Consider the following 15349-nt stretch of genomic DNA (forward strand, 5'->3'; position numbering starts at 1 on the left):
CCGAATCACACCCATGAACAGTAACTATTGTTTCATGTATAAATTCTTTTGTTATGTGGCAGGAAAAAAACAACCAATTGTACCGTGCTTTCGAGTTTATTGATTTTAAAGATGCATTCGGATTTATGACGAAAGTCGCAATGGTAGCAGAAAAAATGGACCATCATCCTTACTGGGTCAACGTTTACAATAAGGTAGAAATATATTTGAATACACATGAAGCCGGCAGTGTGGTCACTGAAAAAGACCATAAACTGGCAAAAGCGATAGATAGTTTGTTATAAAATTTTATTCATAAACAGTGATTCGTATCCACATACTATTACTGTTGTTTTGTTACTCCATTGATGTTTTTGGGGGGATGCCGACAAAAGATACATTGAAGGCAGATTTCGGAAATCTGCCTTCCCGTATTGACTTGAGGCCCTATTTATCAAGCCTTGAGGACAATGGGGGACAGCTAACACTACAACAGGTATTATCATCATCATTTACACGCAACGATCAACTTTTCCACGAGCAGAAAAAGAACAGCGGAAAAGTACACAATTGCTGGCTGAAGCTGCATGTCCGGAATACAGGTACAAAAGATTCCGTGCTCACCCTCTTTGCAGGATGGCATGATTATATGTACTGGTACGCACAGGATTACTCCGGTAATTACCACCTGCTCATGACCACCGGTCTGATGCAGGATAATGCAAACGTGGAAAGATGGGAGCACTACGGGTTTAAAGTAATTGTTCCCCCAGGGCAATCCCGCAGCTTTCTCCTGCACATCACCAACAAATACTATAACGAAAATCCACTGATGCCCGTATTATACAACGCATTGCAATACGGGCAGTTCCGCAACAGACAACTGGAATATTACCGCAAAGAGACCGTACTTATCCAGGTACTACTCGGTATGTTACTGGTATGCCTCTGCATTGCCATTATCAACTACATACAGCTGCCAGACCGTTCCTACCTGTATTTTGCGGCTTATATGCTGGGGTTAATCCTGTTCTTTGCACTCCGGCTGGAAAGTAAACCATACCAGCTGTCTATATTCTACCACTGGCCCATGCTCAAATATTACTGGGACATCCCGGCATTATTGTTCTGCTTTTACCTCATGTACCTGTCCTTTGGTAACGCTTTCCTCAACCTACAGGAACGCTATCCCTTCATGGACAAGCTTTTTACTACGGTAGCAGCCTTCATCGGCGGCATTATTATTATTTGCTTTTATTGCATCGCACGTGAACAATATCAGGTGCCCGGCATGATTTACAGTTATGTATACCTCGCTACCCTGCTCCCTCTGCTGGCTGTATTTGCCGCACTTGCAAAGCGTTCCCGCCATCATCCGCTGGTACGCTTTTTCCTCTTCGGCTCCCTCTGTTTCTACATGGCCTGCTTTGGTTCCTTCCTCATGCTGATCCGCCCTCTGGGTCTCATCAGTGCACTGGGAGAAATCTCTGCACCTTCTCTGCTTATCATCCTGGGCGTATTGCTGCAATCCATGTTCTTCCTGGCAGGACTCAGCTACCGCAATAAACTGGTACACCACGAAAGGACCCGCACCCAGGAACTCCTGATCAAACAACTGAACCGGAACAAAGAGCTGCAACACACACTAAACGAGCAACTCGAAGAACTCGTGAAAGAACAGACCACGGAAATCCTGCGAAAAAAACAGGAGCTGGACGAACAACGTAAAATCCAGCTGGAAACAGAATACGACAAAAAACTGACAGAGATAGAGCTGAAAGCCATCCGCGCGCAGATCAATCCTCACTTTATCTTTAATTGTCTTAATTCTATCCAGCTGTTTGTTATGCAGCGCGATTATGAATATGCACAGAAATATTTATCCGATTTCTCTTACCTGATCCGTAAAACACTGGACTTCTCCCGCCGCAACTTCATTTCATTATCAGATGAAATTGCATACCTCAGTACCTATTTGGGGCTTGAAAAGATGCGTTTCGAGAATAAAATGGAATACGAGATCATTGTAGATCCGGCTATTGCTACCGCCGAACTGGAAATTCCGGCCATGCTGTTGCAGCCTTATGTGGAAAATGCAGTAAAATACGGCATGACCAACAGCGATCATCCTATTGGTAAACTGTTCATCCAGTTCAACCAGATAGAATCTGACATGCTGGAATGCCTGGTAGACGATAACGGGATAGGGATTACCCGCTCCAAAACAATGCGAACCCTGCCCAAACATCACCAGTCTTCAGGTATGGAAATCAGCTCTAACAGGGCTGAGCTGCTCAATAAAATGTATAATACCGGAATTCACATAGACATCATTGATAAATCAGAAAATAATATTGGGGAAAGTGGTACTATTGTGAGGATTCTTATCCCCCAACTTTAAAGGCCAACACTACCCACTTTATATAATATGATAAAGGCCGTTATTATAGATGATGAACGCAATAGCAGGGATATCATTGCCCTGATGCTGGAGAAGTATTGCCCGGAAGTAGAGATTGCGGCTACCGCATGCGACTGTGCAGATGGCATCGCTACCATTAAGCAGCATCAGCCGCAATTAGTGTTCCTCGATCTTGAAATGCCCGATGGCACCGGCTTTGACGTACTGATGGGCACACAGGAAGAAACGCCTTTCGAAGCCGTATTTGTGACCGCCTTCGAAAAGAAGTTCCTGCATACCATCCGTTTCAGTGAAGTGGAAATCATACTCAAACCCATAGACAGGGAAAGCCTGACAGCTGCCGTACATACAATTAAGAAGCGGATCATCACACAGGCAAGCAAAGACCGTTATAAAGTACTACTGAACAATTTCATCAGCGGACGCAGTATTTCGCTGAATATCCTGGTGCCGCTGGCTAATGGACAAGACAGTACTATTGCCGTAAATGAAATAACTCACCTGGAAGCCGGCGCAGAGAAATGCACCTTTCACTTACTTGACGGACAGCAGTTTCAAACAGAAAGGTCCTTCCGCTATTATGCGGACCTGTTCAGCACATTACGCTTTTACCAGGTGAATAACTATCAGATGGTACAGTTGTCGCAGATCAGTCAGATTAATCCAAATACAAACAAATTGTCATTAAAAAACGGGGAGAAGCTGGAAATAGCAGAGAGAAGGAAGAAAGATTTAATTGGCTATTGGAAACAATACAAATAAAAAACCGGCGAATATCGCCGGTTTTTTTATCTCTTTATCCATTCATTGAAATAAGGAATTCTTCATTATTCTTTGTGCCTCTCATGTGCTGTAACATGAAGTGCATGGATTCTTCCGTGTTCATATCTGCCAGGTGATTGCGGAGGATATGTAAACGTTTCAGGATATCTTTTTCAAGCAGCAGGTCATCACGACGGGTAGATGATGCCGATACATCGATAGCAGGGAATACACGTCTGTTGGCCAGTTTACGGTCAAGCTGCAATTCCATGTTACCAGTACCCTTGAATTCTTCAAAGATAACTTCATCCATTTTAGAACCGGTATCAATCAATGCTGTAGCCAGTATTGTCAGGGAACCACCGTTCTCGATTTTACGGGCAGCACCAAAGAACTGTTTTGGCTTCTGCATCGCGTTTGCTTCCACACCACCGCTCAATACTTTACCGGATGCAGGTGCAACGGTATTGTGTGCGCGGGCAAGACGCGTAATGGAATCCAGCAGGATCACTACATCATGTCCACATTCTACCAGGCGTTTTGCTTTCTGCAAAGCGATAGCAGATACTTTCACGTGTTTTTCCGCAGGTTCGTCAAAAGTAGAAGCAATTACTTCTGCCTTTACACTACGTTCCATATCGGTCACCTCTTCAGGACGTTCATCTATCAGTACTACCATCAGATAAACTTCCGGGTGGTTAGTAGCGATAGCATTCGCAACTTCTTTCAGCAGCATGGTTTTACCAACCTTTGGCTGTGCTACGATCAATCCGCGCTGGCCTTTACCTATAGGGGTAAACATGTCCATGATACGGGTAGAGTAGTTATTCGAAGTAGTTGTTAATCTTAATTTCTCGAAGGGGAATAACGGCGTCAGATAATCAAAAGGAACACGGTCGCGAACTTCTTCAGGCGATTTGTTATTGATCGTTTCTACTTTCAGCAGGGCAAAATATTTCTCGCCTTCTTTAGGAGGTCTTACGGAACCTTTAACAGTATCACCTGTTTTAAGTCCGAATAATTTGATCTGGGAAGGAGAAACGTAAATATCGTCTGGGGAACTTAAATAGTTATAATCAGATGAACGCAGGAAACCATAACCATCCGGCATCATTTCCAATACGCCTTCACTTATAATAATACCATCAAATTCTATATTGAAGGCAGGTTCTTTCTTCTGGAAACGCTGTTTCTGTACAGCTATGACAGGCTCTTCGAGTTCCGGCATCACAAAATCATCATCGTCTTCTTCTTCGTCGTCTTCGTCCTGTGAAGTTAAAGAAGTGATTACTTCTTCGTCATCCTCGTCAATTTCATCCTCTGTGAACTGGGGAATAATCTCATCATCATCATCATCAAATGTTAAAGATGGAATACTATCCAGGTCAATATCAAAGTCTTTTTTCTTTGCTTTAGGCTCTTGTGCCTTCTGCTCTTCCTGCTCCTGTTCTTTTGTTTTGAGTCCGGCAGCGGGTTTTCTGCCACGTTTAGGTTTTTCTTCGGATGACGTGGATTCTGCTACTGGTGCTTCTTCTGCTTCATTCTTTGCTGATTTCCGTTTACGTGTCTTTTTTTCTTCTCCATTGGCCGGGTTACCTTCTGAGGCCATTACTGCCTGCTTGTCGAGAATTTTGTAGATAAGATCCTGTTTGCTCAATTTTTTGGCGTTTGGCACATCCAGTTTCTCTGCAATGTCAAGCAGCTCAGGAACGAGCATGTCGTTCAATTGTAAGATGTCGTACATCATCGTGTGTTGTCAAATTTTAGAAGTGTTGTGAGGTGGGTACCACTACATACCAACATACACCAATTACAAATAATTGTTTTTTGAGTCCAATAAATTTAATCTGGTTATTAAATCTGATAGGGAATGTTGAGTTTAGGACTGCTGATGAAGATGGAAATTAAAACTTAATCAGGCAGATTGTAACGCAAGATTAAAACAAGTTTCGCTATTATCCAAAAAAAAAGCACGTCCCCGGCGAGTTCTGATCTAGTCCAATGTAGCCTTTCCCCCAATTCCTACAGTGCAAAATAGCCTCCCATAGCATCTTTCAGGTTCTCATTCCAAAACATACATCAACATTCCTGCCAATCAGTCATTTACGGCCGGCTATTATTTAACATTTCATTTTGAGCAATCTCCTCAACTCCCCTCGTTTTAATCCCTATGCAGTTTCCCACTTATCACTTAAATTTGCAATCCAAAATTGATACAGTTATGAGCCAAAGGGTGAAAGTCAAGCAAATACTGCTCGACGAAAACACAAACTATGATGTAGTAGTAAAAGGTTGGATACGTTCTTTCCGTAACAACCAGTTTATAGCCCTTAATGATGGCTCTACTAATAATAACCTGCAAATCGTACTGGAACCGGATTCCATTACACCTGATATTCTTAAACGTCTTACCACCGGCGCTGCTATCAGCGTGAAAGGTGCCGTAATCCCTTCCCTGGGTAAAGGACAACGTGTGGAAGTAAAAGCAGCAGAACTTGAAATATTAGGCGATTGTGACCCGGAAAAATATCCGCTGCAGCTGAAAAACCGCCCCAGTCTGGAATATCTGCGCGAAATCGCCCACCTGCGTTTCCGCACCAATACCTTCGGCGCTATCTTCCGCGTACGCCATGCACTGGCCTTCGCAGTACATAAGTTCTTTAATGAAAGAGGCTTCGTGTACCTGCACACGCCTATTATTACTGCGTCAGATGCAGAAGGCGCCGGCGAAATGTTCCATGTAACCACACTGGACATTAAGAATCCGCCACTGGGAGAAAACGGCGAAATAGATTATAAAGAAGATTTCTTCGGCAAAGCCACTAACCTTACCGTTTCCGGACAACTGGAAGGAGAACTGGGGGCAATGGCATTTGGTGATATCTATACGTTCGGACCAACCTTCCGCGCTGAAAACTCCAACACGGCCCGCCACCTCGCTGAATTCTGGATGATAGAGCCGGAAATGGCCTTCTATGATCTCGAAGACAATATGAACCTGGCTGAAGCCTTTATCAAATCCGTAATAGGGTATGTACTGGAAAACAACCGGGAAGATCTCGAATTCCTTGCCCAGCGCCTGGAAGAAGAAGATAAACAGAAACCTCAGCAGGAACGCAGCGAATTGGGCCTTATTCCTAAACTGGAGTTTGTGCTGAACAACGAATTCGAACGCCTTACTTACACAGAAGCTATCGACATTCTGAAAAACAGTAAACCAAACAAAACCAAGAAATTCAATTATATCATCGAAGAATGGGGTGCAGACCTTCAAAGCGAACACGAACGCTTCCTGGTAGAAAAACATTTCAGGAAACCGGTAATCCTCACGGACTATCCTAAAGCTATCAAGGCGTTCTATATGAAGCAGAACGAAGACGGGAAAACCGTACGTGCAATGGATATCCTCTTCCCTGGCATTGGTGAAATTGTAGGTGGTTCCCAAAGAGAAGAAAACTACGATAAACTGGTTACCCGCATGGAAGAAATGCACCTGCCCGTAAATGAGATGAGCTGGTACCTGGATACCCGCCGCTTTGGCGCCTGCCCTCATGCAGGCTTCGGTCTTGGCTTTGAAAGACTGGTACTCTTCGTAACAGGTATGGGTAACATCCGCGATGTGATTCCATTCCCACGGACACCTAAAAGTGCAGAATTTTAAATAAAAAAAGCCCCGGAAAAAATTTCCGGGGCTTTTTTTATATCTCTGCCAATCCCACTTATGGAATAGTCAAGCCCCTGCATCTATACTACTGAAAGCGCTTTCATTTCACTTATTCCTTGCATATCTTAAACTATCAGTCATGGCTGAAATGAACACTGGCTCTTCACAGAATAGCCACAAAGGCGGCATACGTTCCAAAAAATTAAGTACCCGTGTAGATATGACACCTATGGTAGACCTTGGATTCCTGTTGATCACCTTCTTCATGCTTACCACTACCTTAACCCAACCTAAAACAATGGATCTTATCATGCCCCGCAATGACGGAGACCCTTCTGCCATCGCAGATAGTAAATCTCTCACCATCCTGCTCGGCGCCAACGATAAAGTCAGCTACTATGCAGGCATGGGTAATGACCTACAGCATCCGCCCAAAATCTTGAACTCCCGTTTTGCCAATACAAATGGTATCCGTGATATCATTCTCGCTAAACGTACCGAAGTATTGAAGCGCTTTGGCAAAAACGATCTCATGGTCCTCATCAAAGCAGATAATGATGCTAACTATAGAAATGTAGTAGATATCATGGACGAAATGCTGATCGGTGATATTTCCAGGTACGCCATGGTAGATATTACACCAGAGGAAAAGGCCTTTCTCAAATCTTCATTTTAATCTACCTTAGTAAGGTAAAACATTTACTATGGCAATAACTCATTCCATTCCGGTTGTGGACCTCGCCGCCTTCACTTCAGGCGACGCCGCCAGCAAAAATGCCTTTGTGCAGGAGCTGGGAAAAGCATACGAAGAAGTAGGTTTCGTAGCAGTAAAAAATCACGGTATTCCTGATGAACTGATCGCTGATCTCTACAAGTACGTACAGTTGTTCTTTACATTACCATCTGATGTAAAACGCTCGTACGAATTGCCTCAACTGGCCGGACAGCGTGGTTATACATCCTTCGGTAAAGAACATGCCAAAGGATACGATGCACCTGATCTGAAAGAATTCTTCCAGTTCGGACAAACAGTAGAAGACAATGATCCTGTAAAAGCAGAATATCCGGATAACCTTACTGTAAAGGAAATACCGCAATTCACCCCTACTTTCTACAAAGCCTACCAGGCTTTTGAAAAGTCAGGTACTTTCCTGTTACAGGCCATAGCATTATATCTGGGATTGAATGAGCATTATTTCGACCCACAGGTACATAATGGTAATTCGATATTAAGGGCCATACATTATCCCCCCATCACACAGGAACCCGCTTCTGCCATCCGAGCAGAACAACATGAGGACATCAACCTTATTACCTTCCTGGTAGGTGCTTCCGCAGATGGCTTGCAGATACTCGATAAACAGAATAACTGGGTGCCGGTAACATCCCTGCCGGAACAGATCGTAGTAAATGTGGGAGATATGTTGCAGCGTTTAACGAATAACAGGTTGAAGTCTACGACCCATCGCGTAGTGAATCCACCCCGCGAAATGTGGAACACCAGCCGTTATTCCATTCCGTTCTTCCTGCATCCCAGATCAGCGATGCCGCTCAATTGCCTGGAAAGCTGTATCACAGATACACATCCCCGCGAATATGAGCCTATTACTGCCGGTGAATACCTGGATGAAAGATTAAGAGAAATAGGATTGAAAAAATAAAAGATAAAGGCTCCTGCATCAAACAGGAGCCTTTACTTATTATTGGTAGTGAATATCTTACCCATTCCCTCCGCATACACCACGATATCCCTTTTCTCGGGCAACAGATGCATAGCATCCTGTAAACTTGGCGCCTGGTATACATACCACTTTCCCGCATTCTTCTGAAGAAAGAAATATTTAAGTCCGGCCGTATCCACATATTCATCTACAAAACGCAGACTGTCCGGGTGCAGGTGACGGTTGCTCACAAATACCAGGCAGGTATCTGTCGCCGCCGATTCTATACAGGAAGACTGTAAACAGAGGTTAGACCAGTAAGCATCGCTATTGTAAAAAGATAGCTGTGCCTGCGCTGTAGAAGATAAAGCCAGGAGCAGTAGAATCATAAGTCTCTTCATATATCATAATTTTGGAGTAAATCATAGGTGGGCCTGAAAAAAAACAATCACAAGTATTATGCCCGTATATTTGCTTTTTTTAATAGTTTGCTATCTTTAATTTTTTGTTGAAATTCGGACACCGAATAATCTCTCATCAGTGTTTCTACGCCACATTCCTTTTCTAAAAGCAGTCTTTATGCACAGCATAACGGCATATGGAGGCCCTCAGGGGCACCTGGCCATGATGTTGAAAACATTCGTGCAGCAACGCAGGGATGTGACGGAACAGGAGCTGATGGAGTATAATGCCTTCTGCCAGTTACTGCCAGGGGCATCCTCTTCTCAAACACTCACTCTCATTGGCTATAAGCGCGGCGGCGTTCCACTCGCCATCGTTACCCTGTTGATCTGGATCTCACCTGCCTGTCTGCTGATGGGCTCATTGAGCTTCCTGTTGCAGTATTTCGACCAGAAAGCGCTGAATACCGATATCTTTAAATACGTACAACCTATGGCGGTAGGGTTCCTGGTATATGGCAGTATCCGGGCTTTCCGCATCAGTATACGCAGTAAGGCCACTACCGCTATCATGCTTGTTGCCCTGCTGGCAGCGTTTTTCCTGAAATCACCCTGGACTTTCCCCGCCCTCATAATCCTGGGGGGAATTGTATCAAATTTCAGTGACAAACGTATCCCGGACATTGCTGATAAACCTAAAAAAATCCAGTGGACCAACATATGGTTGTTCGCCCTGTTGTTCATCCTGGCAGGATTCTTCTCCGAGCTGGCCCGTACAAACGACTGGATCACCCGTCGTCCCTTCAACCTGTTTGAAAACTTCTACCGTTTCGGCAGCCTTGTATTCGGAGGCGGAGATATACTCATTGCAATGATGCTGGAGCAGTATGTTACCCGTGCCAAATCATCCTTTATGAGCGCAGAAGAACTGCTCACAGGTGCCGGTATCATGAGGGCTATGCCTGGCCCCACCTTCTCCATTACTGCCTATGCAGGAGGAATGGTGATGCGTAATCTTGGCCCGGGCTACCAGCTTCTGGGTTGTATGCTGGCGCCAATCGCCATCTTCTTACCCAGCCTGTTACTTGTACTGTTCTTCTTCCCAATATGGCATAATCTGAAGAAATACGTAATTATTTACCGTGCGTTGGAAGGTATCAATGCTGCCGTGGTAGGTATTATGTGGGCCGCCACCATCATGCTTTTTATGGCTATTCCCACCAACTGGTACAACATATTAATCATGTTGTCCACCCTCTCTGTGCTTTGGTTTACAAAGCTGCCCTCTCCCTTTATCGTGCTCGCCTGCCTGATATTAGGCTGGCTGATATAGCATCAACGCCCTGGTTTTGTAGTTTTCTGATTCTTTTTAAAAGCCATGGCAGCAATTAAGGATGCCAGCAAGCCTAATATAAGGGGTATAAACAATACATTTCCTACCAGGGATATCCAGAAATTACTGCTATCCGTTCTCTCAGGTTCAAAGAAGTGAAATACCAGAGAGAACATGGAAAAGATGATGACTGACCATAATGTTGTGCGGAATCCCATGCCAAACAGTGCAAGCATTGAGGTCTTTTCATGATGCTGACTGTTATAATGAATAACGGAGAACAATACCCCAAGGAACACAAGTAATGCTCCGAAGTAGCCTGTCCACAGATTGTCTGAAGTCTTTGTTACATTAAAAATAATAGAGAATACGATAGATATAACGGCAATGGTAATACCATATCTGGGTGCCAGATTAACGGTTCTATGAGCTGTTTCCATAACTGGTCCGGTTTAAGTTAATAATAGATAAATGGAATAAAACAATTAGGATGCCCGCTTTTTATTCCCGCCCAAACTGGCTTTCAGCTGACTGAACAGATCAGTACTCTTTGTATGCGCTACGGTCATCTTCTTCACACTGCGGCGTTTTCCACTCGCCTTTGCTTTAATAATTTTCATCAGCTCTGCTGTATATTCATCCTTAAACTGCGTGATATCAAAATCGGTGGTATACTGTTCTACCAGTTGCACCGCCATGTCCAGTTCTTTCTTCGCAATCTTGGAATTGGCAGGGAGTACAAGATCTTTAGGTGAACGTATTTCCTGTTCAAAACGTAGCTGATGCAACAGCAAATAATTTTCACGCGGACGTATTACTACAAGATGTTCACTGGTGCGTAACACAAAACGCCCCAATCCCGCTTTCCCCGTTTTCTCCAGTGTCTTCAACAACAACTCATATGCTTTTGCACCGGCCTTTTGCGGCTCTATATAATACGGTGTTTCAAAATAGATATCATCTATTCCCGCTTCATCTACAAAAGATTCGATGGTGATGATCTTGCTCTTCTCAGGACTGGCATCCTGAAAATCATTGTCATCCAGTATAATGTATTCATCATTGTATAAATACCCTTTCACAACCTGCTCCCAGGGGACTTCTTTCCCCGTATCCTCATTTATACGCTGAAATTTAATATGCGCATGATTTTTCTTATCAAGCATATCCAGGTCCAGTCTGCTATCCTGCACCGCACTGTACAACTTTACAGGGATATTCACTAACCCGAACCCGATTGTTCCTGACCATACTGCTCTCATAATAGTAGGATTTAATGTTTTAATTAAATTCAAAGTACATGCCATGGCATGGCTTTTGGACTTTACGTTATCATAAAAACCTTTGTTTATGGAAAAGCCTGGTGAAATGACAACCCTAAGCAGGGTGTTAGAAAAATTGCATGAGAAAGGCCTTGATCACGAATTAAAAATGAGTGACCATGGCAGGATGCAGAATAAAGAAAAACAAAAGATCTACAACCCTGATGAGTTGAAGATCATTAAAACCTATCGGTTTGAAGGAGAGTCTGATCCGGGTGATACGTCCGTATTATACCTCATTGAAGACAAAGAAGGAGAAATAGGCTACGTACTGGATGCCTACGGCATGTACAGTACGCATGAAGAGGCAGGTTTTGACGAATTTATCCAGAAAATACCGGTAGAGGACAGAGAAGATCAGTTGCTTTTTGCGTAATTAAATCATTACAGCGAGGGGATTGCATATAACATGCAATCCCCTCGTTTCTTTATCCAGGTTCTTTTACGCAAAGCCACTGTTATCCGCTCTCTTACTTGCGGTAGTTTCTCCCCAACATGTAGCTATTGCTCTGGCAAGCATATCCATAACCTACATACTGATTTGCAAAAAAAAGGCCTCCTGCATTTTTACATGCAGAGGCCCCGAGGTTTTTATTGACGAATGATATTATTCAGCAGAAGCCTCTTCATTTACAGAAGACTCAGCTATTTGTGTCAGCAGACTGTCTGCATCCTTTTCTTCAGTTAACGTTTGTGAGAAAATATCAGCAACATCAGTATGTCCCATTACATTCGCAAGCGTACGTAAACTACCATAGGCAGAAATTTCGTAGTGCTCGATCTTCTGTGCACAGATGATGATACCGGCATCTCTTACCGCAGTATCTTCCTCAGTATCATCTACCACTTCCTGTCCTTCTGCTATCAGTCCGGACATTGCTTCACATTTCTTTGCCTTAGGCTCCTGACCAAGCAGTTCAAATACCTGTTCCAGTCTTTCAACATGCCCTTTTGTTTGTTCCTGGTGGTCAGTAATCGCTTTCACCAGTTCTTCAGACGTTGCTGCTTTTTGCATTTTACCTAATGCTTTTACCAGCGCTTTCTCCGCCCAGTAAATATCTTTCAGTTCATCCATAAACAATTTATAGAATTTGGATGATGATTCCTGTCCTTTATTGCCTGACTTTGATCTGGAAGCAGGACGGGTAACAACGACAGTTTTCTTAGCAGTAGCAGCCGGGCTGCTTTGTTTTGTGGAAGCGGCTGATTTGCCGTTTTTTACCTGAATTTTAGTTGCCATTTTATTCGGAGTTTATGTAATTAGTAAATCATTTTTTCTTTAACAGGTCCGGAGATCTTTCCTGTACATCTTCCCTGTTCTGCGATCATCGCCTCTTTATCGCTGTCCTCTGCTTTAGGATCAGGAGGTGTACGGTGGATATCATGGTCCGGCACTTCGTTGGGCACCGGTGGTGGTGGGCCAAGTGGTGAAGGCGGAGGCGTAATTTCCGGCCCGGGACTAGGGGGTTGTTCTCTTACCGGAACCCCGATAGGTTCAGGATCAGGATCACCTGTTGATGAATGAGTATGGTGTTGCATGGCTAAATTCTTATTTGAGTGAGTAAACAAATCCGTTGACCATTGCTGTTTATTGTCTGTGTCTTTCAGCCTTTCCGTAATTAAAAAGGACAAAGTTCATTCCATCAAAGAAATAATCAGAATACTATCAGTGAAATGCATAAAATATATTCCGCTGCAAGTTGGCGACAATACAACCTCCCGGTAATTTATTATTCACGTATATGCCTATATGAATCTATACAGCGATCACAACTTTAATGCACTTTCACAGTGTAGAAATTGTTGCATACTTTATCAGCTATTCCCCACATTACCTAAGAATAATTCATGCTGATTATTAATAATATAGTAAATTCGAATGCGTACTCTCTATCTAATAGTTAAGGCACATGCACATTCCAGTACAGAAAAAGGTAAGGTTAGGCTTTTTTATAGCATGCACTGTAGTAATCGCCGCATCCATATGCTCTTATCTTGTAACAAAAAAACTACTCGACAATGCAAAATGGATGAATCATACCATTGAAGTATCCAAACGTCTTGAAGTAATCACCCGGCAGCTCAAAGATGCTGAATCAGCTATCCGCGGTTACAACATCACAAAAGATACCTCCTTCCTGGAGCCAAGTATGCAAAAACGCAGTATCAAAATAGAGGAACAATACCTGATCCTTCGACGGGTAACTGCCGATAATCCTCAGCAGCAACTACACCTGGATACACTCAAATCATTGCTGGATAAAAAATACCGGCAATTAATGGAAGGAGAACAACAGAAAACTTCTTTACAGAAAGATACCTCCGCCGTACAACAGGGAGAAAAATCCATGTCTAAAATAGAACGTAAAGTGCAGGACATGATGTTGATAGAAGAAGCACACCTGCATCAGAAATCAGAACTCTACGATTTCTTCTCCGCCATCTGGGTACCCGTAATATTCATTTCATCACTCGTAGCTATCCTTATTGGCATTTACTCTTATATTACTCTCACCCGGGAATTCCGTTTACAGCTACATATAGAAACAAGGCTCAAATCTTACCAGCGTAATTTGCAACAAAACATTCTCCTTTTAAACAAATCGAATGAGGAATTAGAGCAATTTGCCTACGTTGCCTCACACGATCTGCAGGAACCTCTACGCAAAATATCCACCTTCAGTGATCGCCTGCAATTGAAATACGGGGAACAACTGCCACCCGAAGCCAGCCAGATGCTGGACCGTATGGTAAGCGCAGTATCCAGGATGCGCGTGCTGATCAATGACCTGCTGCTCTTTTCCCGCGCAGGACGCATCACACCTGAAAGCATTACTCCCGTAGATATGGACACCCTGCTACAGGAAGTAATCAGCGACCTTGAAGTAAGTTTACAGGAACATAACGCATCCGTAACAGCAGGGCCACTCCCTGTTATTGAAGGCAGCGCCACATCCTTCCACCAACTTTTTCAGAACATACTGGCGAATGCTATCAAATTTGCACATCCCGACCGTCAGCTGGTCATCAATATCACCAGTCAGGTACTCAAAGGGAAAGAACTTGAAAATCTAATAAATGAAAACCGCGCGGAAGATACCTTCTGCCGTATATATATAGAAGATAACGGGATAGGGTTTGACCCCGTTTATGCTGAAAGGATCTTTCAACTCTTTCAACGCCTGCACGGTATGAGTGAATACTCCGGAACCGGTATAGGACTTGCGATATGCAAAAAAATCGTCGATAGCCATCATGGACAGATCATGGCTTACGGCGACCCTGGCAAAGGAGCGGCCTTTGTTGTCATCTTGCCACTCACCCAAACCCAGCAGAATGACTCAAATTAAAACTGCCTGAAAGATTAGCATCCTTATTGCTGATGATGATGCATATGACAGAGAATTAATTAAGGCAGCTTTTGATGAAAACAGTACAAAACAGTACACAGCACCACATTAGCTTCGTGGAGAACGGGGAAGAATTGTTTCATTATCTGAAATGTAGCGGGCATTATGCGGACGAAACGCTACACCCATTTCCACAAATTATCCTGCTGGACCTGAATATACCTGAGAAAAACGGGTGCGAAACGTTAAAGGATCCGAAAACTGACCATGTACTAAAAAGCATACCAGTAATCATCCTGACTACGTCAATGAAAGAAAAAGATGTCATTAAAACTTACGAGCCGGGCGTAAACAACTTTATTATCAAACCAGTCACATATTCGGGGCTGGTAGAATTTACCCGTGCATGGGGGAAATACTGGTTTGAAATTGCAGAACTGCCAAATGTATAAATG

Annotated in this window: 16 protein-coding genes; 10 read left to right on the forward strand and 6 right to left on the reverse strand. The window is 43.5% G+C overall.

What is annotated here, in order from left to right:
- Positions 1-53: 53 nt before the first annotated feature.
- Genes GO495_RS26330 through GO495_RS26340 form a run of 3 tightly spaced genes read left to right on the forward strand, consistent with a single transcriptional unit; the run spans position 54 to position 3163 of the window.
- Entirely contained in the window at positions 54-284 is a 231-nt protein-coding gene (locus GO495_RS26330) for a 4a-hydroxytetrahydrobiopterin dehydratase (RefSeq protein WP_157302940.1), read from the forward strand.
- Positions 285-301: 17 nt separating this feature from the next.
- Positions 302-2380: a histidine kinase gene (locus tag GO495_RS26335; RefSeq protein ID WP_157302941.1), complete on the forward strand. Its 2079-nt coding sequence runs from the start codon at positions 302-304 to the stop codon at positions 2378-2380.
- A gap of 27 nt (positions 2381-2407) precedes the next feature.
- Positions 2408-3163: a LytR/AlgR family response regulator transcription factor gene (locus tag GO495_RS26340; RefSeq protein WP_157302942.1), complete on the forward strand. Its 756-nt coding sequence runs from the start codon at positions 2408-2410 to the stop codon at positions 3161-3163.
- Between the two features lie 34 nt (positions 3164-3197).
- Here GO495_RS26340 and rho read toward each other — a convergent pair whose 3' ends face one another.
- The gene (rho, locus tag GO495_RS26345; RefSeq protein ID WP_157303129.1) at positions 3198-4907 is read right to left on the reverse strand and encodes a transcription termination factor Rho; all 1710 of its coding nucleotides are present in this window, start codon (positions 4905-4907) and stop codon (positions 3198-3200) included.
- Positions 4908-5384: 477 nt separating this feature from the next.
- Between rho and asnS the strand changes: the two genes are divergently transcribed.
- The 3 genes from asnS to GO495_RS26360 all read left to right on the forward strand — a co-directional run bounded on the left by asnS (position 5385) and on the right by GO495_RS26360 (position 8488).
- Positions 5385-6824 (forward strand): asparagine--tRNA ligase, encoded by a 1440-nt coding sequence (gene asnS, locus GO495_RS26350; RefSeq protein ID WP_157302943.1) that lies wholly within the window; start codon positions 5385-5387, stop codon positions 6822-6824.
- Positions 6825-6966: 142 nt separating this feature from the next.
- The gene (locus GO495_RS26355) at positions 6967-7503 is read left to right on the forward strand and encodes a biopolymer transporter ExbD (RefSeq protein WP_157302944.1); all 537 of its coding nucleotides are present in this window, start codon (positions 6967-6969) and stop codon (positions 7501-7503) included.
- A 28-nt stretch (positions 7504-7531) separates the two neighbouring features.
- The gene (locus tag GO495_RS26360) at positions 7532-8488 is read left to right on the forward strand and encodes an isopenicillin N synthase family dioxygenase (protein ID WP_157302945.1); all 957 of its coding nucleotides are present in this window, start codon (positions 7532-7534) and stop codon (positions 8486-8488) included.
- A gap of 32 nt (positions 8489-8520) precedes the next feature.
- On the opposite strand, the gene GO495_RS26365 is transcribed toward GO495_RS26360, so the two are convergent.
- Positions 8521-8889 (reverse strand): hypothetical protein, encoded by a 369-nt coding sequence (locus GO495_RS26365; RefSeq protein WP_157302946.1) that lies wholly within the window; start codon positions 8887-8889, stop codon positions 8521-8523.
- 178 nt (positions 8890-9067) lie between these two features.
- Here GO495_RS26365 and chrA point away from each other — a divergent pair, with 178 nt between their 5' ends.
- On the forward strand, positions 9068-10222 hold the full coding sequence (chrA, locus tag GO495_RS26370; protein ID WP_157302947.1) for a chromate efflux transporter: 1155 nt from the start codon (positions 9068-9070) through the stop codon (positions 10220-10222).
- A 2-nt stretch (positions 10223-10224) separates the two neighbouring features.
- On the opposite strand, the gene GO495_RS26375 is transcribed toward chrA, so the two are convergent.
- Both GO495_RS26375 and ku read right to left on the reverse strand, forming a co-directional pair.
- Complete coding sequence (locus tag GO495_RS26375; RefSeq protein ID WP_157302948.1) at positions 10225-10662, reverse strand: hypothetical protein; 438 nt, start codon at positions 10660-10662, stop codon at positions 10225-10227.
- Positions 10663-10707: 45 nt separating this feature from the next.
- Positions 10708-11484: a non-homologous end joining protein Ku gene (gene ku / locus GO495_RS26380; protein WP_157302949.1), complete on the reverse strand. Its 777-nt coding sequence runs from the start codon at positions 11482-11484 to the stop codon at positions 10708-10710.
- Between the two features lie 88 nt (positions 11485-11572).
- Here ku and GO495_RS26385 point away from each other — a divergent pair, with 88 nt between their 5' ends.
- The gene (locus tag GO495_RS26385) at positions 11573-11920 is read left to right on the forward strand and encodes a hypothetical protein (protein WP_157302950.1); all 348 of its coding nucleotides are present in this window, start codon (positions 11573-11575) and stop codon (positions 11918-11920) included.
- A gap of 231 nt (positions 11921-12151) precedes the next feature.
- On the opposite strand, the gene GO495_RS26390 is transcribed toward GO495_RS26385, so the two are convergent.
- Positions 12152-12784, reverse strand: a complete 633-nt coding sequence (locus GO495_RS26390; protein ID WP_157302951.1) for a YciE/YciF ferroxidase family protein — start codon at positions 12782-12784, stop codon at positions 12152-12154.
- A gap of 20 nt (positions 12785-12804) precedes the next feature.
- Positions 12805-13083 (reverse strand): hypothetical protein, encoded by a 279-nt coding sequence (locus tag GO495_RS26395; protein WP_157302952.1) that lies wholly within the window; start codon positions 13081-13083, stop codon positions 12805-12807.
- A 371-nt stretch (positions 13084-13454) separates the two neighbouring features.
- Here GO495_RS26395 and GO495_RS26400 point away from each other — a divergent pair, with 371 nt between their 5' ends.
- Both GO495_RS26400 and GO495_RS26405 read left to right on the forward strand, forming a co-directional pair.
- Complete coding sequence (locus GO495_RS26400; RefSeq protein ID WP_157302953.1) at positions 13455-14894, forward strand: sensor histidine kinase; 1440 nt, start codon at positions 13455-13457, stop codon at positions 14892-14894.
- 74 nt (positions 14895-14968) lie between these two features.
- Positions 14969-15346 carry a response regulator gene (locus tag GO495_RS26405; RefSeq protein ID WP_240915339.1) on the forward strand — a complete coding sequence of 126 codons (378 nt, stop codon included), beginning with the start codon at positions 14969-14971 and terminating at the stop codon, positions 15344-15346.
- Positions 15347-15349 lie beyond the last annotated feature (3 nt).

Source organism: Chitinophaga oryziterrae (assembly GCF_009758125.1).
Lineage (GTDB): Bacteria > Bacteroidota > Bacteroidia > Chitinophagales > Chitinophagaceae > Chitinophaga > Chitinophaga oryziterrae.